At 49.3% G+C, this 21,870-nt stretch carries 19 protein-coding genes; 11 read left to right on the top strand and 8 right to left on the bottom strand.

Annotated features, from left to right (window positions below):
• Positions 1 to 8: 8 nt before the first annotated feature.
• The gene (locus BZG76_RS13475) at positions 9 to 599 is read right to left on the bottom strand and encodes a LysE/ArgO family amino acid transporter (protein ID WP_051109689.1); all 591 of its coding nucleotides are present in this window, start codon (positions 597 to 599) and stop codon (positions 9 to 11) included.
• 303 nt (positions 600 to 902) lie between these two features.
• Between BZG76_RS13475 and BZG76_RS13470 the strand changes: the two genes are divergently transcribed.
• Complete coding sequence (locus tag BZG76_RS13470) at positions 903 to 1,601, top strand: oxidative stress defense protein (RefSeq protein ID WP_241824098.1); 699 nt, start codon at positions 903 to 905, stop codon at positions 1,599 to 1,601.
• A 92-nt stretch (positions 1,602 to 1,693) separates the two neighbouring features.
• Here BZG76_RS13470 and BZG76_RS13465 read toward each other — a convergent pair whose 3' ends face one another.
• The 3 genes from BZG76_RS13465 to BZG76_RS13455 form a co-directional block, all read right to left on the bottom strand.
• Positions 1,694 to 3,241 carry an alanine/glycine:cation symporter family protein gene (locus BZG76_RS13465; protein WP_077461743.1) on the bottom strand — a complete coding sequence of 516 codons (1,548 nt, stop codon included), beginning with the start codon at positions 3,239 to 3,241 and terminating at the stop codon, positions 1,694 to 1,696.
• A gap of 237 nt (positions 3,242 to 3,478) precedes the next feature.
• Positions 3,479 to 4,702 (bottom strand): ATP-dependent RNA helicase SrmB, encoded by a 1,224-nt coding sequence (gene srmB / locus BZG76_RS13460; RefSeq protein ID WP_077461742.1) that lies wholly within the window; start codon positions 4,700 to 4,702, stop codon positions 3,479 to 3,481.
• Between the two features lie 106 nt (positions 4,703 to 4,808).
• Positions 4,809 to 5,513 (bottom strand): tRNA1(Val) (adenine(37)-N6)-methyltransferase, encoded by a 705-nt coding sequence (locus BZG76_RS13455; RefSeq protein ID WP_241824097.1) that lies wholly within the window; start codon positions 5,511 to 5,513, stop codon positions 4,809 to 4,811.
• A 310-nt stretch (positions 5,514 to 5,823) separates the two neighbouring features.
• On the opposite strand from BZG76_RS13455, the gene brnQ reads away from it, so the two are divergent.
• Complete coding sequence (brnQ, locus tag BZG76_RS13450) at positions 5,824 to 7,128, top strand: branched-chain amino acid transport system II carrier protein (protein ID WP_021023325.1); 1,305 nt, start codon at positions 5,824 to 5,826, stop codon at positions 7,126 to 7,128.
• A gap of 140 nt (positions 7,129 to 7,268) precedes the next feature.
• On the opposite strand, the gene fldB is transcribed toward brnQ, so the two are convergent.
• Positions 7,269 to 7,787, bottom strand: coding sequence for a flavodoxin FldB (fldB, locus tag BZG76_RS13445; protein WP_077461741.1), 519 nt, complete (start codon positions 7,785 to 7,787; stop codon positions 7,269 to 7,271).
• 189 nt (positions 7,788 to 7,976) lie between these two features.
• Here fldB and xerD point away from each other — a divergent pair, with 189 nt between their 5' ends.
• From xerD to BZG76_RS13420, 5 genes are all read left to right on the top strand, one after another.
• Positions 7,977 to 8,825, top strand: coding sequence for a site-specific tyrosine recombinase XerD (gene xerD, locus BZG76_RS13440; RefSeq protein WP_241824100.1), 849 nt, complete (start codon positions 7,977 to 7,979; stop codon positions 8,823 to 8,825).
• A gap of 21 nt (positions 8,826 to 8,846) precedes the next feature.
• Positions 8,847 to 10,577: a single-stranded-DNA-specific exonuclease RecJ gene (gene recJ, locus BZG76_RS13435; RefSeq protein ID WP_077461739.1), complete on the top strand. Its 1,731-nt coding sequence runs from the start codon at positions 8,847 to 8,849 to the stop codon at positions 10,575 to 10,577.
• 94 nt (positions 10,578 to 10,671) lie between these two features.
• Positions 10,672 to 11,770 (top strand): peptide chain release factor 2 gene (prfB, locus tag BZG76_RS13430; RefSeq protein ID WP_108742909.1). Its coding sequence is split into 2 segments (ribosomal slippage): positions 10,672 to 10,746 and positions 10,748 to 11,770, totalling 1,098 coding nucleotides; the frame shifts between segments, so codons are not numbered across the junction.
• Between the two features lie 26 nt (positions 11,771 to 11,796).
• On the top strand, positions 11,797 to 13,305 hold the full coding sequence (lysS, locus tag BZG76_RS13425) for a lysine--tRNA ligase (RefSeq protein ID WP_077461738.1): 1,509 nt from the start codon (positions 11,797 to 11,799) through the stop codon (positions 13,303 to 13,305).
• A 233-nt stretch (positions 13,306 to 13,538) separates the two neighbouring features.
• A complete protein-coding gene (locus BZG76_RS13420) occupies positions 13,539 to 14,876 on the top strand; it encodes a sigma-54-dependent transcriptional regulator (RefSeq protein ID WP_077461737.1) in 1,338 nt (445 codons plus the stop codon).
• Between the two features lie 34 nt (positions 14,877 to 14,910).
• Here the strand turns inward: BZG76_RS13420 and BZG76_RS13415 are convergent, their stop codons facing one another.
• Together BZG76_RS13415 and BZG76_RS13410 are read right to left on the bottom strand one after the other, a co-directional pair.
• Positions 14,911 to 15,342: a PACE efflux transporter gene (locus BZG76_RS13415; protein WP_077461736.1), complete on the bottom strand. Its 432-nt coding sequence runs from the start codon at positions 15,340 to 15,342 to the stop codon at positions 14,911 to 14,913.
• An 80-nt stretch (positions 15,343 to 15,422) separates the two neighbouring features.
• The gene (locus BZG76_RS13410) at positions 15,423 to 16,457 is read right to left on the bottom strand and encodes an NADP(H)-dependent aldo-keto reductase (protein ID WP_077461735.1); all 1,035 of its coding nucleotides are present in this window, start codon (positions 16,455 to 16,457) and stop codon (positions 15,423 to 15,425) included.
• 208 nt (positions 16,458 to 16,665) lie between these two features.
• Here BZG76_RS13410 and BZG76_RS13405 point away from each other — a divergent pair, with 208 nt between their 5' ends.
• Positions 16,666 to 16,968: a DUF6482 family protein gene (locus BZG76_RS13405; RefSeq protein WP_077461734.1), complete on the top strand. Its 303-nt coding sequence runs from the start codon at positions 16,666 to 16,668 to the stop codon at positions 16,966 to 16,968.
• Positions 16,969 to 16,975: 7 nt separating this feature from the next.
• Here the strand turns inward: BZG76_RS13405 and mutH are convergent, their stop codons facing one another.
• Positions 16,976 to 17,689, bottom strand: a complete 714-nt coding sequence (gene mutH / locus BZG76_RS13400; RefSeq protein WP_198532351.1) for a DNA mismatch repair endonuclease MutH — start codon at positions 17,687 to 17,689, stop codon at positions 16,976 to 16,978.
• A gap of 581 nt (positions 17,690 to 18,270) precedes the next feature.
• On the opposite strand from mutH, the gene rppH reads away from it, so the two are divergent.
• The 3 genes from rppH to BZG76_RS13385 are packed head-to-tail and all read left to right on the top strand — an operon-like array spanning position 18,271 to position 21,860.
• Positions 18,271 to 18,783 carry an RNA pyrophosphohydrolase gene (gene rppH, locus BZG76_RS13395; protein ID WP_021023314.1) on the top strand — a complete coding sequence of 171 codons (513 nt, stop codon included), beginning with the start codon at positions 18,271 to 18,273 and terminating at the stop codon, positions 18,781 to 18,783.
• A gap of 12 nt (positions 18,784 to 18,795) precedes the next feature.
• Entirely contained in the window at positions 18,796 to 21,054 is a 2,259-nt protein-coding gene (gene ptsP / locus BZG76_RS13390) for a phosphoenolpyruvate--protein phosphotransferase (RefSeq protein ID WP_077461733.1), read from the top strand.
• A complete protein-coding gene (locus tag BZG76_RS13385) occupies positions 21,051 to 21,860 on the top strand; it encodes a sulfite exporter TauE/SafE family protein (RefSeq protein WP_077461732.1) in 810 nt (269 codons plus the stop codon). Before ptsP ends, BZG76_RS13385 begins: the two co-directional genes overlap by 4 nt.
• Positions 21,861 to 21,870 lie beyond the last annotated feature (10 nt).

Here is a 21,870-nt window from a genome sequence, read left to right as displayed (position 1 = left end):
CCCATGGCTTAACTGGCGAGCAAGCGTGCATAAAGACCGAACGCCAGTTTGCCGGCAACAAAGATCATCATACTGGCCATTAACAGGTCGAGTAATCGACGTATCGATGGCGTCGACAGCCAAGGCGATAAGCGGGCAGCCCCTGCGGATAAGCCATAAAACCATAAACATGACCCCATCAGCGCGCCGATCGTAAAGGCAATTCGCTCATCGAATGCAAACTGGCCGCCAATCGCCCCTAACACCACCACGGTATCAAGGTAAACATGCGGGTTGAGCAAGGTCACCGCAAGCGCACCAATGATCACTGCTCGGCGCCCGCGGCTCATGCTCGGTACTGTTAAGTCGTCTTCCTGATGTTGCTGACGCGCACTTTGTATAAACTGCCACGCATACACACTGAGAAACGCGATGCCAGCGATAGTTATCGTATTCAGCAATAAAGGATAGCTCGCTAATAAAGCGCCTCCACCGAAGATACCTGTCGAGATCAAGACAATATCGCAGACAAAGCAAATGGATGCAGTGATCATATGGTGTTCACGGCTGATCCCTTGGTTAATCACATAGGCGTTTTGCGCGCCAATGGGGATAATCATGGTGAGACTTAATCCTAAGCCTTGAAGTGCAACTAAAAAACTGCTCACGGTCTATTCCTTTTATCTCGTGTCATTCCCCTCACTTTAAGCAGAGCGACCCGGAAAGGGAACCGAATTTTCTTCATCATGTAACGGATACGGGAGCAAGAAGAGAAATTGCCGATCACATACAGGTTTGTGCCGAGTAATAAATGGCGTTGATCGGGTTTTAACATAAACTTGACCTAAGCGAGGGAGTCTTTCGCTGATAAAAGAGTCTGACCTGTAACCTCATGATAATTTGAATCCATAAAAGGAGAGATGATGCGTAAGTTTAAAGCAATAATATGGCTCACCGGCGCGTTGGTTATTTCCCCGGCGGTGATGGCCAACATCGATTTTCCTCATTTAGAGATCACAGGTGTTGGGGAAATCACGGCAGCGCCTGATATGGCCAATATTGATGTTGGCGTGGTCACTGAGCGAAAAACCGCCAAAGCAGCAAAAAGCGCATCAGATAAAGCGGTTGCTGCTTTTATCGAACGGCTGGCAAAACAAGGTGTGAAACGTGATCAGATAGAGAGCGCCCATATCCAGCTATCTCCACGTTATCAACATACAAAAGACAAAGCGCCTGAACTGATAGGTTATCGTGCCGAACGACAGGTGACGGTGACGCTAAATCAGCTAGACAAATTGAATGCAGTGCTAGATGGTGCGTTGGGCGAGGGGATCAACCGTATCCGACAGGTACAGCTAACCAGTAGCGAACAGTTGGCGCTTAAAGACAAGGCGCGCGAGGCTGCTGTTAACGACGCAAAAGATAAAGCAGATGCCTTGGCTAAAAGCCTGGGGATGCGCATTGATGGCGTTTGGCAAGTGCGCTACCGCTCAAGTCATCCGCGCCCGGTGATGATGAACGCACAAATGCGTAGTGACAGTGCTGAAGTGGCAGCGACCTATCAGGATGCGACTATGCAGATACGCGATCAAGTCGATATTATTTTTCGTTTAGAAGACTAAGCCTGTAATACGTAATGCGCACGGCATTACCGCTATACCCATAAAAAAGGGCGCCCTCTAAGGCGCCCTGTATTTTATCGCTTTAGGATGGATTACGCGGTTGGATTAATCGGCTTTCCATCTGCATCTGTTGCTTGGCTGTCCTGAGTACCATTGCGACGCGCCAAGCGCTGCTCCCAGTAGTCAGCATTTTTGATCCCCAGTTTGACGGGATCAAAGGTGTAAGTTTCAACCCCTTGGGCTTGTTGCTCTTCATAGTCTTTCAACGCCTTCATCGCCGGTTTGGACATGAAGAAGATGATGATGATACCGACAATGTTGAGCCAAGCCATTAAGCCAACGCCAGCGTCACCAAATGCCCAAGCGAGGTTAGCACTACGAACACAACCATAGAATACCGCGGACATCAGCACCAGTTTCAGTACAAACATCATACCAGGCACTTTAAACGTGCGACGTAGGTAAGCAATGTTGGTTTCCGCAATGTAGTAGTAGGCAAGAATGGTAGTAAAGGCGAAGAAGAAAAGTGCAAACGCGATAAAGGGTTTGCCCAGTCCAGGCATCGCCGCTTCAATGGCAAGCTGAGTAAACTCAGGGCTATTGGCTGCCACCGATGAGGCTAAGTTTTGCACGATAAAGGCGTCACCGGCACCGTGCACATTGTAAGCGCCGGTAATGATGATCATAAATGCGGTGGCTGAACAGACCAGCAGAGTATCGATATACACGGAGAACGACTGCACCAAACCTTGCTGTGCTGGGTGCTCAACATTCGCTGCTGCTGCCGCATGGGGGCCCGTTCCTTGACCGGCTTCGTTAGAGTAAACCCCACGTTTCACCCCCCAACCGATTGCTGCGCCAGCACCGGCCATTGGTGTGAAGGCATCGCCAACAATCATGGCAAACACGGTAGGTACTTCGCTGATGTTGAGCAAAATGATGACGAAGGCGATAATAATGTACGCCAGCGCCATAAATGGCACGACGATCTGGGTAAAGTGGGCGATACGCTTCACGCCACCAAAAATAATGAAACCCAGCACGACAGAAATAAAGGCGCCGGTGATGATTTTAGACACCTCGAGTGCGCCAAACATGGCGGTATCAACCATAGCACCTGAGCCAAAGGCGGTTTCAACGGCATTACCAATGGCATTCGACTGTACGCCCGGCAACATGACGCCACAAGCGAGGAGTGTCGCGAGTGCAAAAAGAATGGCATACCATTTTTGCCCCATCGCTTTTTCAATATAATACGCTGGCCCACCGCGGAACTCACCGTTGTCTTCTTCTTTATAAATTTGCGCTAGGGTTGACTCGGTGAATGCCGTTGCCGCCCCTAAGAAGGCAACGACCCACATCCAAAAAACAGCCCCTGGGCCACCAAATCCTATCGCCGCTGCCACACCGGCAATATTACCGGTACCGACACGGCCAGAAAGGGAAACGGCGAGCGCTTGGAATGAAGAGATCCCTTTTTCCGAGCTTTTTCCAGAAAAGAGCAGTCGCCACATCTCGGAGAAATGACGGACTTGCACAAAACGTGTCAATATGGAGTAGAACAGTCCTGCACCTAGGCAGGTGTAGATCAGCACTGGGCTCCATATGATGCTATTTAAGAAATCGACAAACGATTGCATAGTGAGTTCCTTCTACTGTGTTTGCATCATGTTTTATTGTAATCGCGGCTAGCATCTTAAACTGATTTGCAGCTCAATTGTTAATATTTTGTGTCATTGCATTGCGTGATGTGTGAAATTGATCGTTTAGTGTGCAGTAAAATGGACGTGACAGGCGAAAAAAAGGAGACCGTGTAGGGCCTCCTTGAGTAAATCCTTATATTTCAGCCAGTCAGTGTGACGGATGGATGTCTAAATCTATTTGCGTTTTTTGGGCTTTTTAGCTGTGGTTGTCTTTTTATCGCTTTGCTTCTTTTTTTTCTTTTTGTGCTCTGCTTTTTTATGTTTTGGCTTCAAACCATCAATGGTTCGCTCTTTGATATCTTCATCCATATAACGGGTGATGCGATCCATCATGGGCTGATCGTGGGCCTCAACCAGCGAAATGGCAGATCCTTTCTTACCCGCGCGTGCTGTGCGACCAATACGGTGTAAATACACATCGGCAGTCCGCGGAAGATCGTAGTTAATCACGTGGGTTATATCAGGCACATCAATGCCGCGAGCGGCCACATCGGTCGCGAGGAGAATACGCACTTTTCCCTCACTAAAACGGCTGATGGCATTATTGCGTTTGGCTTGTTGCATTTCACCTTGAATCCAGGCGCATTCGAGTTGTTGTGACTGCATATACTCGCGAAGTTCCGCCAAGCGTTCACGTGTTTTTATGAAGACAATCGCGCGCGCCGCTTGATCGTTCACAATGGCTTTGAGTAGCGCGCGTTTATGATTGAGGTCGTCACAACGGTAATACCACTGGGTGATTTTTTTGCGTTCACGGCGAGGAGGGGTGACATCGATTAGCTCTGGCTCGTCTAAAAGACTGTCAGTGAATCCGCTAACCCCACGACCTTCAAGTGTTGCTGAAAATAGCATGGTCTGACGACGACGTTGGCACTCATCAGATAGGCGATTGACCGTATTGGCAAAGCCCATATCCAACATGCGATCTGCTTCATCGAGAATAAGGCACTCAACGGCGCGACAATCGAAACGCTCTGCCTCGATGTACTCCATTAAGCGACCTGGGGTCGCGACGACAATATCCTGGGTTTTTCCCAATTGCTCGGCGTGCTCTTGATACGAAATCCCGCCGGTAATGGTGAACACCTTTAGACTTGTGTTTTTGGCTAATGCACGCGCTTCATCAGCGACTTGTATTGCCAGTTCACGCGTGGGGGTCAGAATAAGCACGCGGCCTGGTCCTGGCTTTTGCCGTGGAAAATCTAACAAGTGCTGCAGCATTGGCAGCAAAAAAGCCGTGGTTTTTCCCGTTCCGGTTGGTGCCGACGCGAGGATGTCGCGCCCATCCATACCATGGGGGATGACCTCCGATTGGATAAGCGTTGGGCGCTGATAGCCCATATCGTCGAGTGCACTGAGCAGTTCAGGATCCAGCTCTAGTTCGGCAAAGCTTCGCACAGGGTAATTCTCCAAGGATAGTTAAGCGCGGCATTATAGACGCAAATGGTGTAAATAGGCAGCGCGTCATCACCAATACGGGTTGTCCTACACTGCGATGTTTTGCTTACGGCAATTTGAGATAAAACGCGCGCGTCAAGGCGGCAAACGTTTGGGTGTAGTCGCCATGTTGATCACGCACGGTGATCGTATCAGATCTTAGCGTTCCCGTCGTGGGACTTAAAGTGAACAATAATCGTGATGGCGGTTTATTCGAGCTAGGCTTCACGCGGACATAGCGGCGTAAGTAGAGACCACATTCAGCGGCCTGTTCGATCAACGCCTCGGCTTCTTTGAGGGGTAAAATCAGATCAGCACATCCTGTTGGCGTTAAAAGACGAGCCAAGCAGTGAACTAAATCTTCATGGCTAAGCGTTTGCGTGTGTCTGGCGATCGCACGTTGCTTGTTTTTTGATGAAATACCACTGGTAAAATACGGCGGATTACACACAATGTGAGGCCATAGATGCGGGCTGCGATAGGTGTTGATATCGGTCTGTTGTACCTGAATTTGATCCACAAACCGTGACCTTGCCACATTGTCGTATGCACAGTGAAACGCTGACACGTCATAGTCGACGGCTGTCATTGCCAGGTTAGGAAAACGTTGTGCCAACATAAGGGCTAATAATCCGGTGCCAGTCCCTATATCTAAACTGTGTTGTGCCTGATTCGGTTCGGCCCACGCCCCTAACAGCACCCCGTCGGTACTGACTTTCATGCCACAGTTACTGTGTTCAATCGTGAACTGTTTAAATCGAAATTGACTCACAAGATGCTCAGTGTCTCCGTAGTTTGGTCAGCAAGCCGATAGCATTTTTTGCTTTAATGTGATCAGAGTGTTGCAAGATGTCGTTATTGAAAAATGCCAGAGATAATTATTTAGCCAGTTTATTGAGCTGATTGTTATTGCTAAAGCAGAAGATCACAAGGTTTTTTGCCAATGCCTTTACTGTGACAGGGAACTTGTTCATTATTCTGCATTCCGCCTATCGTCTGAAACAAAATATTATAAATCAGCGTTTCAGATGGGCGAAAGATTATTCATTTGCAAACACCCTCTAAAGCTGTAGGTATTCATCGTGACTAAACGTTTAAAATTAGTAGATATTTTAGCGTTAGGTTTTATGACCTTTGCCTTTTTCTTAGGCGCGGGAAATATAATCTTTCCACCACAAGCTGGCATGTTAGCTGGCGACCATTACACCGCCGCCATGATCGGATTTTTGATCACTGCCGTCGGTCTTCCGCTGATTGGTATTATCGCCGTTGCCATCGCAGGAGGGGGCTGGAAAGGGCTCACTCGTGATTTGCCAACCGGTGTCGCGACCCTGATGGCAGTGTTGATTTTTATTATCATTGGCCCGGCTTTTGCGGCGCCTCGTGCCGGATTGGTCGCTTACGAGATTGGTTTTAAGCCTTTTTTGTCATCGCCTGGACAGCTTGAGCTGGGTGCGTTTTCTGTTGTCTTTTTCGCCGCCGCGATGTTTTTCTCTCTTTCGCAAGGAAAACTGATCGACACGATCGGTAAATTCTTGACGCCTTTATTATTTGCGGCATTAGCGATCTTGGCGATCGCGGTGATTGTTAATCCACAAGGTGAGGTGGCCGCCGCGCAAGGAAGTTACGTTGAGAATGCGCTGACGACCGGTTTTCTTGAAGGGTATAACACCATGGATACCTTCGCCGCCTTGATGTTTGGTATGTTGATTGTCGATGTTATCCGCAAAAAAGGTATTGAAGACAACAAAGCGACCTGCATGTATCTGATTTACGCCGGCATTATTGCTGCCGCAGGCTTAGCGTTTGTCTATGTTTCCTTGTTTTATTTAGGCTCAACCGCGAGTGTGGTGGCACAGGGGACACAAAACGGTGGCGAAATCATGGCCGCCTATGTGGATGCCCTGTTTGGTCCGGTTGGACAAATGATCCTTGCCGCCATCATCGGTTTGGCGTGTTTGACCACAGTAATTGGCTTGGTCAGCGCATGTGCAGACTATTTTAGCTCACTGACTTCATGGACATACCGCCGCTGGGTGGTAGTGGTAGCAACCGTCTGTGCCGTGGTTGCCAATGTTGGCCTAAAGCAGTTAATCGCCATTTCCGTTCCGGTGTTGTTCGCTTTATACCCCGTCGCGATTGCCCTGATTGGCTTGACCTTTATTCGTCGCTGGTTGCCGAATCCAGCACTGGGTTATCGTTTAGTGATGGGCGTTGCCTTGGTATTTAGCTTACTCGATGCGGTAAAAGTAATGGGAGTCGATATGAGCACCTTCAACTTCTTGCCATTGTTTGATGTCGGTATGGCGTGGTTACTGCCGACGTTAGTCGCCATGGTGGTAGCCAAGTTTGTTGGCGCCCGAGACTCGGCCTTAGCCGAAGCGTAATCGCCTGGCATTAAGATAAAAACCGCGCCAAGTAGCGCGGTTTTTTTATTATGGTAGTGGTAACTCTATCACCGCCTAGGCGATTCAAGCGCTCACGCTTAGCAAGTGTTCAGCGTAGGATTGATTGCACGCAGTGCGCGCTAAAGCATTGCCTGATATTCTACCAGCACTTGCTCGCACCAGGTTTGAATGCGCTCATCACTGAGATCGTATTCGCTGTCTTCATCGAGGGCTAAGCCGACAAACTGTTTACCATCCTCCGTCACCGCCTTGGATGCATCAAAGCGGTAGCCTGCGGTTGGCCAGTAGCCAATAAACTGCGCGCCACAACCTTGTAACTGCTGATGAAGCATGCCCATGGCATCGAGATACCATTCCGCGTAGCCTTCCTGATCCCCTAAACCGAACAGGGCGATGACTTTATCGTTTAGCTGCAAGCTATCTATATCTTGCCAAACGGCTTCCCAGTCTTCTTGGAGCTCACCGAAATCCCAGGTGGAAATACCTAGCAGTAGTAAGTCATAGTCTGCCATCTTGGCGAGCGGCGTTTCTTTTACATTGTGGAGCTCGACCAGATCGTCACCGATAAAATCACGGATTTTTTCCGCGGCCATTTCGGTGTAGCAGGTGGTAGAGCCATAAAAAAGACCGATTTTCATAGCGCGACTCTGTTGTTTATCATGCGGGCAGTTTACCTGTTGAACGGCAATTTGATCCAGCAAGGGCTAGCGACATTTTGTATAATGTTGGTCGTCCCTACCCCGGCAAACCACGTATTTTCCGATTTATAACCAAGCAGGCTGAACGTGAATAAAAACATTGAATTAATCGAACAGTTTCTGGACGCCATGTGGATGGAACGCGGGTTATCCGAGAATACCTTAAATTCCTATCGTGCCGACTTACTCAAGCTTTGTTACTGGCTCGACCGCCGTGCATTGGTGGCAGTGAGTAAGCAAGATTTACAAGATTATCAGTATTGGTTACACGAACAAGGCTACCAATCCAGCTCTCGCAGCCGAATGGTGTCGGCATTACGTCGGCTTTTTCAATATGTATACCGTCAGAAGTTGCGTCCCGACGATCCGAGTGCAACGCTGATAAGTCCCAAACAACCTAAACGATTGCCAAAAGATCTAACTGAAGCGCAGATCGACGATTTATTAGAGGCACCGAACACGCGCGATCCGTTAGAGTTGCGAGATAAAGCGATGCTAGAGCTACTCTATGCCACTGGGCTACGTGTAACCGAATTAATTGAACTCACCACTGAAACCGTGAGCCTTCGCCAAGGTGTCGTGCGTGTCTCAGGGAAAGGCGATAAAGAGCGGTTAGTACCGATGGGTGAATCGGCGGTGGATTGGCTCGAACAGTATTTAGCTCACAGTCGTCCCGTCTTATTGGGCCAAACCAGCACCGATGTGTTTTTTCCGAGTAAACGCGCGCGGCAAATGACACGACAAACTTTTTGGCATCGAATTAAATATTATGCTCAACTGGCCGGTATTGAGACCGATGATTTATCTCCACACGTCCTTCGACATGCTTTCGCGACCCATCTGCTTAATCATGGTGCGGATTTGCGGGTAGTACAGATGTTGTTGGGGCACAGTGATCTTTCAACGACGCAAATTTATACCCATGTGGCGACGGAGCGTTTGAAACAGCTTCATCAAGCGCATCATCCTCGAGGTTAACCCGCAATTGGTAATCACTTCATGATAGAAATAAAAAGACGGACGCCGTCAGTCACGCCAGCATTCAGCGATGCCATTCCTCCGCTCTTACAGCGTTTATATGCGCACCGTGGGCTACAAACAGATAGCGAGCTAAATCGCAGCGCAGCGGGGCTCCATCAATATCAAGCGCTCAAAGGGATCGATGCCGCCGTACACTTGCTTGCCGAGGCCTTGGCGGCCCATCGGTCTATTTTAATCGTTGGAGATTTTGATGCTGATGGCGCGACTTCATCGGCGCTATCAGTGAAAGCACTGCGTATGATGGGCGCGACACGGGTAGATTATTTGGTGCCCAATCGCTTTGATGATGGTTACGGCTTGAGCCCAGAGGTGGTTGATCAAGCCGCTGAGCGAGGCGCAGAGCTGATTATGACCGTCGATAACGGCGTATCTTCATTAGCAGGTGTTGCCCATGCCAAAGCCCTCGGTATGCACGTATTGGTAACCGATCATCATTTGCCCGGCGATCAACTGCCGAATGCGGATGCGATGGTCAACCCGAATTTAGATGACTGCCACTTTCCCTCTAAAGCGTTAGCAGGGGTCGGAGTCGCGTTTTATTTAATGCTTGCTTTGCGAGCGCACTTGCGTGACCAAGGTTGGTTTACGCAACAAGGTTTGGCTATCCCTAATCTGGCTGAGCTACTCGATTTAGTCGCACTCGGCACGGTGGCGGATGTGGTGGCGCTTGATAGCAACAACCGCATTCTTGTTCATCAAGGGTTACAGCGGATCCGAGCAGGTCGTTGTCGGCCAGGGATTCAAGCCTTGATCGAGGTCGCCAATCGCAATATGGCAACACTGGTCGCCAGTGATTTTGGTTTTGCGCTAGGGCCCAGGATCAATGCGGCAGGACGGTTAGATGACATGGCCTTCGGGGTAGAGCTATTACTGTGCGACAACATCCATGCGGCCAGACGGATGGCGTCCGAGCTGGATGCGTTAAATCAAACGCGTAAAGATATCGAACAAGGTATGAAGCAAGAAGCCGTGGCTTGGTGCGAGCGCTTGATTGCCGAACACTCTGAGCAAGATTTACCGGTGGGACTGGCCTTATTCCAGCGCGATTGGCACCAGGGTGTCATTGGCATTCTCGCGTCGCGCTTAAAAGATCAATTTCATCGTCCGGTGATCGCCTTTGCCGACGGTGGCGAGGGGCTGATCAAAGGATCGGCACGCTCGATTCCCGGCTTACACATGCGTGACACGCTAGATAGGATAGATACGCTCAATCCCGGGTTAATTAAAAAGTTTGGCGGCCATGCCATGGCCGCGGGACTGACCATCGACGAAGCACAGTTTGATACGTTCGCCAAGCAGTTTGATGCGCAGGTGCGCGAGCAAGTCAGTGAGGATGATTTGAAAGGGGTACTATTGAGCGACGGCGCGCTGCAAAGCCATGAGCTGGGGATAGAGACTGCCGAGATCATTCAATCTGGCGGACCTTGGGGACAAGGGTTTCCAGAGCCGCAGTTCGATGGCAACTTTCATGTATTACAGCAAAAGCTGGTGGGAGGAAAACACTTAAAATTGATGGTTGAGCCTGAAGGTGGTGGCACCATGATAGATGCGATCGCATTTAACGTGGATGTGCGTCGCTGGCCGGATCCCAGTGTCAAAACGCTTCACCTCGTTTATCGACTGGATATCAATGAGTTTCGTGGTAATCGCAGTGCTCAGCTGATTGTTTCTTACCTTGAACCGGCTTAATTGTGCGGCTTTTTCCATCACGCCCTGTTTATTAGCGCGACAATTCGCTAAAATTCGGCGGTTAAATTTCCGCAAATAATGAAGATGCTTGACCATGTTTGAGATTAATCCAATCAAAAATCGCCTCGCGGATATCGCTGAACGCACCGATGTCCTTCGGGGGTATCTTTGACTACGATGCTAAAAAAGAGCGTCTAGAAGAAGTTAATGCCGAATTAGAACAACCCGACGTATGGAATGAACCACAACGTGCCCAAGCGCTGGGTAAAGAGCGTGCTTCACTGGAGGCAGTGGTTGAAACCATCGATCACTTGACCCAAGGGGGCGAAGAGGTCAACGAGCTGTTGATGCTGGCGGTCGAAGAAGACGATCAAGAAACCTTTGATGAAGTTGAGCCTGAGTTGGCCGACCTTGAAGCAAAGCTCACTAAGCTTGAATTCCGTCGTATGTTCTCTGGCGAGCATGATGCATCCGATAGCTATATTGACTTGCAAGCAGGGTCTGGCGGCACAGAAGCGCAAGATTGGACCAACATGATGCTCCGCATGTACCTGCGTTGGGCGGATGCTAAAGGCTTTAAAACCGAAGTTATCGAAGTGTCTGAAGGCGATGTCGCTGGGCTTAAATCCGCGACTGTGCGTATCTCGGGCGAATACGCCTATGGGTGGTTACGTACGGAGACAGGCGTACATCGCTTGGTGCGTAAGTCGCCGTTTGATTCTGGCGGGCGCCGTCATACCTCATTTGCGTCTGCGTTTGTGTACCCTGAAATTGATGACGACATTGATATCGAGATCAATCCTTCTGATTTACGCATTGATGTTTACCGTGCGTCGGGCGCTGGTGGTCAGCACGTTAACACCACAGAATCAGCGGTCCGTATTACCCATGTGCCGACCAATACTGTGGTGCAGTGTCAAAACGATCGCTCGCAACACAAGAACAAAGATCAAGCGATGAAACAGCTAAGAGCCAAGCTGTTTGAGCTTGAGCTACAAAAGCAAAATGCGGAAAAACAAGCCAACGAAGATGCAAAGTCGGATATTGGTTGGGGCAGTCAAATTCGCTCCTATGTCTTGGATGATTCGCGTATCAAAGACTTGCGTACCGGTGTTGAAAACCGTAATACCCAGGCCGTTCTTGATGGCGATTTAGATAAATTTATTGAAGCCAGCCTCAAATCTGGCCTGTAATCACGATTTAATGTAAAGGGTTTTCTATGACTGACCAGTTACCAGACGAAAATAAGCTGATTGCCGAGCGTCGCGCCAAACTGAATCACATTCGTGAAAACTGTAAGGCAAACGGCCATCCTAACGACTTTCGTCGTGAGCATCTTGCCGCAGACCTGCAGGCTGAATTTGGCGATAAAGACAAAGCCGAGCTTGAAACACTTGATCACAAAGTTACGATCGCAGGCCGTATTATGGCCAAGCGCGGGCCATTTATGGTGGTACAAGATGTCTCGGGCCGTGTGCAAGCCTATGCCTCGAAAGACGTACAAAAAGCGCTGAAAGCCGAGTATCAAGGCTTAGATATTGGTGACATTATTGGCGTGCATGGTGCGTTGCATAAGTCGGGCAAAGGCGATCTGTATGTCAACATGGAGCGCTACCAGCTACTGACCAAAGCATTGCGTCCGTTGCCAGAAAAATTCCATGGCTTGGCTGATCAAGAGCTGCGTTATCGTCAACGTTATGTCGACTTGATTGTCAACGAAGAGTCACGTCACGCATTCCAAGTACGTTCAAGTGTGGTGACTGCCATTCGTAACTACATGGTAGAAAAACACTTTATGGAAGTGGAAACACCGATGATGCACGTTATCCCAGGTGGGGCAACAGCACGTCCATTTACCACTCATCATAATGCGTTAGATATCGACATGTATCTACGTGTCGCGCCTGAGCTATACCTCAAGCGTCTCGTTGTCGGTGGTTTCGAGCGTGTGTTTGAAGTGAACCGGAATTTCCGTAACGAAGGTTTATCGCCACGCCATAACCCAGAATTCACCATGATGGAATTCTATATGGCGTACGCGGACTATAACGATCTGATGGATCTCACCGAAGATATGTTATCGCGTGTGGCGCTGGAAGTGATGGGGCAATCTGTAATGCCTTATGGCGAACATGAGATTAATTTTGCTGGGCCTTTCCCACGCATTACCATGCTTGATGCCATTAAGCAGTACAACCCTGATCATGCTGAGATTCAAGCGCTGAACGATGACAATGTGCAAGAGCGAGATCATCTAGCCGCCATTGCCAAATCACTGAATATCAGTGTCGAATCGTTTTGGACGGCTGGCCAGTTACTTGAAGAAATCTTCGGTGAAACGGCGGAGCCACAATTAATTCAGCCGACCTTCATTACCGAATACCCAGCGGATATCTCACCATTGGCTCGTCGCAATGACGAAAACCCATTCGTGACTGACCGTTTTGAATTCTTCGTGGGTGGGCGTGAAGTGGCCAATGGCTTCTCGGAGCTGAATGATGCCGAAGATCAAGATGCGCGCTTCAAAGCCCAAGTTGATGCCAAAGATGCCGGTGATGATGAGGCCATGTATTACGATGCCGATTATATTAATGCGCTTGAACATGGCTTGCCGCCAACGGCAGGGCAGGGGATTGGCATTGATCGCCTGGTGATGCTCTTTACCAATACACATACCATTCGCGATGTGATTTTGTTCCCAGCGATGCGCCCTCAACAAGGTAGCTAAAACTGGAAAGACCACCATGGAAGCGGCTCACAGAGCCGCTTTTTTTGTGCCTTATACCCGATATTTAGGTCAAAGACTCAACATTTTATCGGGTTTATTCATATATTTGACTAAAATAATGCTTATGGTGTCCAGCTGATGTCTCTTTATTGAGACAGATTTAAAATCGGCCATCTTTATAATAAGGCTTTGTTTGGCAAGTAGTATGACAGACTGGATGTAAGGCAGGTGTTATGGGATTTGATGCAGGGAGTGACAAAACCTTAAGCTCACTCGTGGTGGTCGGTGGCGCTTATGAGCCTTGGCTGGCAACCCTTGAGCAAGCTGGCTGGCATTGTCATCGCTGCTATGATTTGCGTGCTGCGCAGTCATTGTTACAAGATATCGGCCCTTGTATTGGTATTGTCGATCTCAGCCATAACGACTTTAGCCTCAATGGTGTCGCTTCGCTAGTTAACCGTAACAAGCAGGTGCGTTGGTTAGCCTTGGTGAGAGAAAATCAGCTTACTAATGAAGCGATCTGCCAGTTTATTGTCAGTTTCTGTATTGACTACTTCACTTCGCCTGTTCCTAATTCGCAACTGATGAGTACCATTGGTCACCAACTCGGTATGCTGCGTCTTGAGCGCTATGTCTGGCCACAACTCGGTGATCACAGTGATATGGGATTAGAGGGAAAGAGCCCGGCGATGAAAAAGTTGCGTGATCAAGTACGTCGTGTCGCGCCAACCGATGTGTCTGTGTTAATCGCCGGCGAGAGCGGTACCGGTAAAGAGCTAGTGGCCCAAGCGATTCATCATGCATCTACTCGTGCGAAAGCGCCGTTTGAGTCGGTGAAATGCTCGGCGTTAGCCGATGAGTCGATGCAGCATGCGTTGCTGGGCGATGAAAAGATGCCAGGGAAAATCCGCCAGTGTCATAAAAGCACCTTGTTTTTTGATGAAATTRGCGATTTACCTCTGCACTTACAAGGGCACTTACTACATTTGCTGCAAGAAGGCACCTTAGATATCACCCATGACCAATATAATCGTGATCTCGATGTGCGCGTGATTGCCTCCACCCATATGGATTTAGAAAAGCGTGTCGCCGAAGGATTATTTCGTGAAGACTTGTATTATCGATTAAATGTGCTGCGCATTAATATGCCGGCGCTCAAAGATCGCCAGTCCGATGTGCCTGAGTTAGCAGAGTATTTTTTGCTTAAGTTTGCACGTCAATATAATACGCAAGCACGAACCTTTTCTGATGAAGCCAAGCGCGTACTGAGCAGTTATTCGTGGCCGGGCAATGTGCGCGAGCTTATCAACCAGGTGAAGCGCGCGGTATTGCTGGCCGATCATCTGGTGATTGATGCGGAGCACTTAGATTTGCCCCATCAGGGTGATTATAAACAAAGCTTACGTAAAATCCGTGAAGAGTCGGAACGCGATGCGTTAATTGCTGTGCTAGAGGAAAATAAGGGACAAGTATCGGCCGCGGCTAAAGAGCTCGGTGTTTCACGTGCGACCATGTATCGGCTTTTAAATAAACACAATTTGATCCCCGCGCCACGCACGTTTCGTCAATAAACCTTTTGACGTATTTCTATGAAGGTTAATGTACTCAGCCTTGTTTTGAGTGGGGAGCTGGAATCGGAAACAAATAGTCATACAGCCAGTTATAAACAAACGCATAAATCAGATAAAAAATGACGAGCCCAATATCCATGCTCAGAGCTTGCCAAAAGCTCATCGACAGCCACCACATGATAAAGGGGATAGTGGCGACCAGAAGCCCAGCCTCAAAAAGCACAGCATGCAATAGACGCAAGGGGAGGGTTTTGATCACTGAGCCCCGCCAAGCCAACATCGCTTTATCAAAGCCAATGTTGTAGACATAATTCCAGAAGGTGGCGAGCACCGAAAAAATCGCGCCCATGATCCCAAGATGACCGATGTCCGCTCCCAGAATCCAATTGAGCCCCAAGACCACCAAGATCAAGCCCGTTAGTTCAAAACCGATAGCATGGCGCCATCTATCTGCTTTTGTTCGCATCAGATTTCCGGTTGCGGTTGGATAATGCGGCCAGATTACATGAAATGGACGGCAACCCCAAGGGGTTGCCGTTTTGCGATCTAAGGGCAGGGGTTAGGGTAGCGGTTAGCGATCTCATCAATACCGGCAAGCACATCGTCACTCAGCGTTAGCTCCAAGCTATCGAGATTACTCTCCAGCTGTTTTAGCGTCGTGGCGCCAATAATATTGGAAGCGACAAAAGGACGACTGTTGACGAACGCGAGTGCCATTTGCGCCGGATCAAGACCATGACGCTGAGCCAGATCGACGTATTCTTGTGTGGCCTTTTGCCCTGATTCAGTAAAATAACGGGCGAAGCGTTGATGCAGTGTACAGCGTGCGCCTTTTGGACGTGCACCTTGCAAATATTTACCGCTCAGTGCGCCAAAGGCAAGCGGTGAGTAAGCCAATAACTCCACCCCTTCTTGGTGGCTGATCTCAGAGAGCCCCACTTCAAACGTCCGGTTAAGCAGGTTATACGGATTCTGAATAGAGACAATACGTGTGAGGCTGTGCTTCTCTGCCAGATGCAAATAGCGCATCACGCCCCAAGGCGTTTCATTAGAAACGCCGATATAACGGATTTTTCCCGCTTGTACTAGCTCGTTCAGTGCATCCAAGGTATCCAAAATCGTCACCCCAGAATGCTCGTCTTGATAAGGATAATTGAGCTTACCAAAACAGTTATTATGCCGTTGCGGCCAATGGACTTGATACAAATCGATATAGTCGGTTTTCAGTCGCGTCAGACTATCTTCAACGGCTTGATGCACATGACGTCGGTTGAGCGACATGTTGTCACGGATGTAAGGAACATTGCGCGGGCCAGCCACTTTAGTGGCGAGAATCACTCGATCGCGCTTTCCCGACTTTTCCAGCCAGTTACCGATATATTGCTCGGTTAAACCTTGTGTCGGTTGGCTTGGGGGGACGGGGTACATCTCTGCGGTGTCGATAAAATTAACACCGCGCTCAAAAGCAAGATCGAGCTGAGCATGCGCGTCGGCTTCACTATTTTGCTCACCAAATGTCATTGTGCCAAGACACACTTTGCTCACGTCTAGCGAGGAATGGGGCAAACGGTGGTATTGCATCCTGTCTCCTTGTCTGCAATCGACCTATGGCAGTCCATAGTAGAGAATTTTGCCTTTAATCGAAAGCGGTTTAACCGCACCGCTCGGCTTGACAGGTGTGCAAACTTTAACCATTACTTGTATGGGTGACGCCATGAATTGCCGGGCGATGGGGTGTATTGGGTCAGGTAGCAACAGGCGCCAAAGAAAGCGACAAGAGGAAAGTCAAATGAACTATGCACAACTCAAGGCGTGGATGCGCGCGGATCCCCAGTCATGTCCGCAATGCTACATCATGGCTCATGCGGGAGGCGCCAAGTATTCGGTAGAAGTCGAAATCAAGAAGCAGCTCGAGCCGTTACGTTCCGATCAAACCGGCGAGGTGATGCAGTTTGATCATGTGGGACAAGTGGGGGATAAGCTCAAGGCGCTTGGCATTGAACAGGGCGTGTTACGCTTAATGGATCCCTATGATGAGTTCGCGACCGGTGGGGAGCCTGGGTGTCGAGAAGACATGCCGATTCGATTTTAAGGCGCTATTATTGCGGATCGAGGAAGTAACGGCTCAGGATCTGGTGGGTAAATTGTGTCCGTAAATAAAACCCACGTGGTAGCGTTCGAATTGGCTCGCCATGAGATCCAAAGGCGTCGGTGAGTACGCTGCCATTAGCAGCCTTGGGCCGCAATTGTAGGTATTGGCCTTGACGTGCCGTGATTTCTGTCACGCGTCCCAATGCCACCCAATCCATTAATTCTTCCCAGTCGGCGCGTAAGCATGCGTCTTCTTCTGAGCTAGGAGACCACAGCAGGGGGGTCCCTATCCGTCGCTTCACCACAGGAATATCACGCTCGCCTTCCACTGGGACCCATAACACGCGTGATAGTTTTTGTCTTACATGGCTGGTTTCCCAACGTACCCCCGCAATCCCAGTGAGTGGTGCGACACAGACAAAGGTTGTTTCTAGAGGCTTACCGTTTTGGTTGACGGGAATGGTTTTTAGCTCAATCCCCAAATGCGCGAAGTCTTGTTCAGGCTTACTCCCCGCATTGGCACCTAAACAGGTCTCGAGTAACATACCGATCCAGCCTTTTTCCCGAGAGAGTGTTTCCGGACAGCTTATCGCTTGTGACTGGCTCACTTCACCCAGCGTCAGACCTGCAAGCTCTAGTGCTCGGTCCATCAGTATCTGTTCAGACTCAGGAGGATGTATCACAGTGGCTCGATCCTGTTTATGGGCATAACGGTCGTGCATTATCGAGAACTGTCATCGGTGCTGCAAGTGGATCCTTGGAGAGAAAATGTCATGACTGTCCTTTAGTTATCCACATGGGCATCATTTTATGCGCGTAAAATGAGGCACATGATCATATATACAGTAATAAAAATCAGAGAAAAATGGATAAAAGAGCTGATCTGTCGTTTTTTTGAGCTATCGATGTGGATAATTCACTAACTGGTGGATCTTTGAGCGATCTGTGCGTATTTAATGATCGTCGGATCTTGTCAAGGATCCTATCTTAACGAATTACTTTTAAGTTTATGAATTTAAGGTCTTATTTTATTTGTATGACAATATTTCCTTCCGTTAGATGATCGATACCTGATGCTTTAATGCACTTTTTCTAGGCTTCTTCACAAATCTATCCACAGAAAGCGTGAATAAATGTGCGCAAACTCTCATTGCTATGTTTATAACTTCCTGTTAGAGAGTGAGTTATCCTCAGATGACGACGAGAGCGCAAAAAAGAAGGTCAATCCACAATGTTTGTTTACCCTCAGCCGCTTTTTGTGAAAAAATCAGGTTCAGTAGAGATTTATCATTGAGGTTGTCCAGTGATTGATGGCGATGGCTATCGTCCCAATGTGGGGATAGTAATTTGTAACGGCCACGGTCAAGTACTCTGGGCTCGTCGATATGGTCAGCATTCATGGCAGTTTCCACAAGGTGGTATTGATGAAGGAGAAAGTCCTGAGCAAGCCATGTATCGTGAATTGTATGAAGAAGTTGGACTGACCAAAAAAGATGTGCGCATCTTGGGGACTAGTCGACATTGGTTACGTTATAAATTACCGAAACGCTTGGTGCGGTGGGATTCTAAACCCGTATGTATTGGGCAAAAGCAAAAATGGTTTTTGCTTAAGCTTGAGTGTGATGAGTCACACGTGAACGTTTTGCGTGGCGGGACACCGGAATTTGATGGCTGGCGTTGGGTCAGTTATTGGTATCCTGTGCGTCAAGTCGTGGCATTTAAGCGTGAAGTCTATCGGCGTGCAATGAAAGAGTTTGCGCCGCTTGCGATGCCTTTTAAAGAACGCAAACCTCGACGTAAAAATAAGCGAGGGTAAAGGAGAAACTCGGTGCTCACGCAGTTAAGGAATATTGTGCAAAGCGTTGCAGTGTCAGCCGATCTCGATCAGGCGCTGCATACGTTGGTGCAACAAACCTGCTTGGCAATGCGTACCGAGTGCTGCTCTGTCTATCTCGCCAACCTTGAGCAACAAAGCTTTGATTTGATGGCAACGCAGGGGCTCGATCCGTCGGCGCAAGTGTCGATGTCGTTTGGTGACGGGTTAGTTGGCGTGGTTGGTCAACGAGCTGAGCCTTTAAACCTCGCTTATGCACGACGACATCCTGCGTTTAAACCTTTTCCAGCGACAGGAGAAGATGCGTTTCAATCTTTTTTGGGTACGCCCATTATTTATCGCAAAAAGGTGCTGGGCGTATTAGTCGTTCAGCAACACCAACCGCGTCAATTTGATGAAAGTGAAGAGTCGTTTCTTGTCACCTTAGCCGCGCAGTTGGCGGTGGTATTTGCCCATGCGGATGCGCAAGGGGGGTGGCAAGGTACCCGATCGCCTATTTTACTTGAAGGGATGCCGGCGTCACCGGGGATCGGTATTGCTCAAGCTTGGTGCGACGAGTCGCAACCAAGGCTAGAGGACGTTGCTCCGGCAAGCAGTCTCGATGTGTCGCGAGAGCTCGACCGCTTAGACGCCGCGATTGATGAGGCYAGTACCGAGTTCCGGCGTTTGCGTAAGCGCTTTGATAAGGAGCTACAAAAAGACGCATTAGCGATTTTTGATCTGTTTGTACATCTGCTCAATGATCCCATGTTGCGAGAAGACATAACGGTCAGGATCCAGCAAGGTGATGAAGCGACGTGGGCCGTGCGACAAACTGTGGAGGCCTTTTCCGCGCGCTTTTCCCTGATGGACGATCCTTATCTCAAAGCGCGCGCAGACGATGTAAAAGAACTGGGTCAGCGATTACTCTATTTTTTGATGGCCCCGGCAGGCAGTGCTCCAGCGATTTCATCACCGGTTGTGTTACTGGCTCACGAGCTGACAGCCGGTATGCTGGCTTCGATTCCTCGTACCTTACTGGCAGGCGTTGTCGCCGAACAGGGAGCGGCTAATTCTCATGCTGCCATTCTCGCGCGGGCATTGGGGATCCCTGCGATCATGGGGGTCAGCTTTTCTCCCTCACGCTTGCACCACAAAACCGTTATCCTCGATGGACACAAAGGGGTATTAATGATCGAGCCTGCCGAGGCCTTGATCAACGAATACCTGCAATTAGTGCAAGAAGAAGCCAGCTTACAATCGACCTTTGAGACAGCACTGGCCAGCCCGGGACAAACCCAAGACGGCACCCGGGTTGAGGTCCATTTAAATGCCGGTCTTAGTGCCGATAGTCAAATTGCGATTAATCAAGGGGTGGATGGGGTAGGACTTTTTCGCACTGAAGTCCCTTTTTTAATGTTACGCCGGTTCCCCTCTGAAGACGAACAAGTGAAACAGTATCGCGCCATTCTTGCCAGTTACCCTGATAAGCCTGTGGTGATGCGTACGTTGGATATCGGTGGGGATAAGCCGCTTCCTTACCTAAGTGTGGAAGAAGATAATCCTTTTCTGGGGTGGCGCGGTATTCGCTTCAGCTTGGATCATCCGGATATCTTTTTGATCCAAGTCCGTGCCATGTTACGCGCGAGCATAGGTTTAAATAACCTTAAGTTACTACTGCCAATGATCTCTGGCCGCAATGAGTTATTGGAAGCGAAAACCTTGGTCAGCCGCGCGTATCAAGAGGTCAGCCAAGAGGCCGAGAGGACGGGTGAGAGCGTTAATATCCCTATGCTCGGGATCATGGTCGAAGTCCCCTCTATTTTGTATCAGTTGGATAATATCGCGCGTGATATCGATTTTTTATCGGTAGGGACCAATGACTTGACCCAATATTTACTCGCCGTTGATCGCAATAATGCGCGGGTCGCGGATATTTTTGATGCCCTGCATCCTTCAGTACTCCATGCCTTATCATCCATTGCAACCATGGGTGCGCGCCATCAATTACCGGTAAGTGTCTGCGGTGAGTTGGCCGGCGATCCTGTGGGTGCAGCATTATTAGTGGGATTGGGTTACCAGCAACTGAGTATGAACACTCGGAATGTCGCCAAAATCAAATATCTGTTAAGTCGATTACCGCATGAGGCGCTAGTGGTGCAGGCGAATACTATGCTGACATTAGACGACCCTGATGCGATTCGGGCATCGACCGAAGCTTTTCTGGCTGAACATGGGCTTGATGCGCTAGTCAAAATCGGACAAATGCGATGATCACTGGCCTAACACTGTTGTTGTTTGTGGTCTGCATGCTAGTCGGTGCGTGCGTAGGTACCTTATCAGGGCTGCTTGGCATTGGCGGTGGACTGGTGGTGGTACCCGCTTTAACGTTTCTATTGCCGGTTTTTGGCATTTCACCGACGGTGGTGATGCCCATTGCTCTGGCGACGTCGTTAGCAACGATCGTTTTGACCTCAAGTGCGTCGGCATGGCGGCATTTTCGCTTAGGTAATGTGCATATCGAGGCGGTCAAAGCTCTTGTTCCTGGCATGCTGTTAGGCGGTAGTCTTGGGGCCGGATTTGCTGACTTGCTGCCTCCTGATTGGCTACCCCGTTTATTTGGTGTGATTGTGCTTGCGATGGCACTGCAAATGTTACTTAATCGCCGCGTCTATCAAGCGCGCCCATTGCCGCATTGGTGGCGGCTTTCTGCGGCTGGAACCTTGATTGGGACGCTTTCTAGCTTGGCAGGCATTGGTGGCGGATCCTTTACTGTTCCATATTTACACTGGCGTGGGGTCAGCATGCATCAAGCGATCGGTAGTGCCTCAGCGGGGGGAGCGGTATTAGCGTTCGGTGGCATGATTAGCTTTGTGTGGTTGGGCTGGCGACAGACGGAACCCTTACCGCCACTCAGTGTCGGATACTTGTATTTACCCGCGTTGCTCGGGGTGGTTTCCACGTCTGTGTGGATGACACGGGTAGGCGCGCAGCTTGCGGTGAAGTTACCTACTGAGCAAATAAAACGTATTTTTGCCGTCTTTCTTGTTATTGTCGGCGCTAGCATGTTATTGAAATAAAGGATCAAAT

Source organism: Salinivibrio sp. AR647, assembly GCF_001995415.1.
Classification (GTDB): domain Bacteria; phylum Pseudomonadota; class Gammaproteobacteria; order Enterobacterales; family Vibrionaceae; genus Salinivibrio; species Salinivibrio costicola.
Note: the sequence above shows the minus strand (reverse complement) of the source record. Positions and strands in the feature narration are given on the sequence as shown.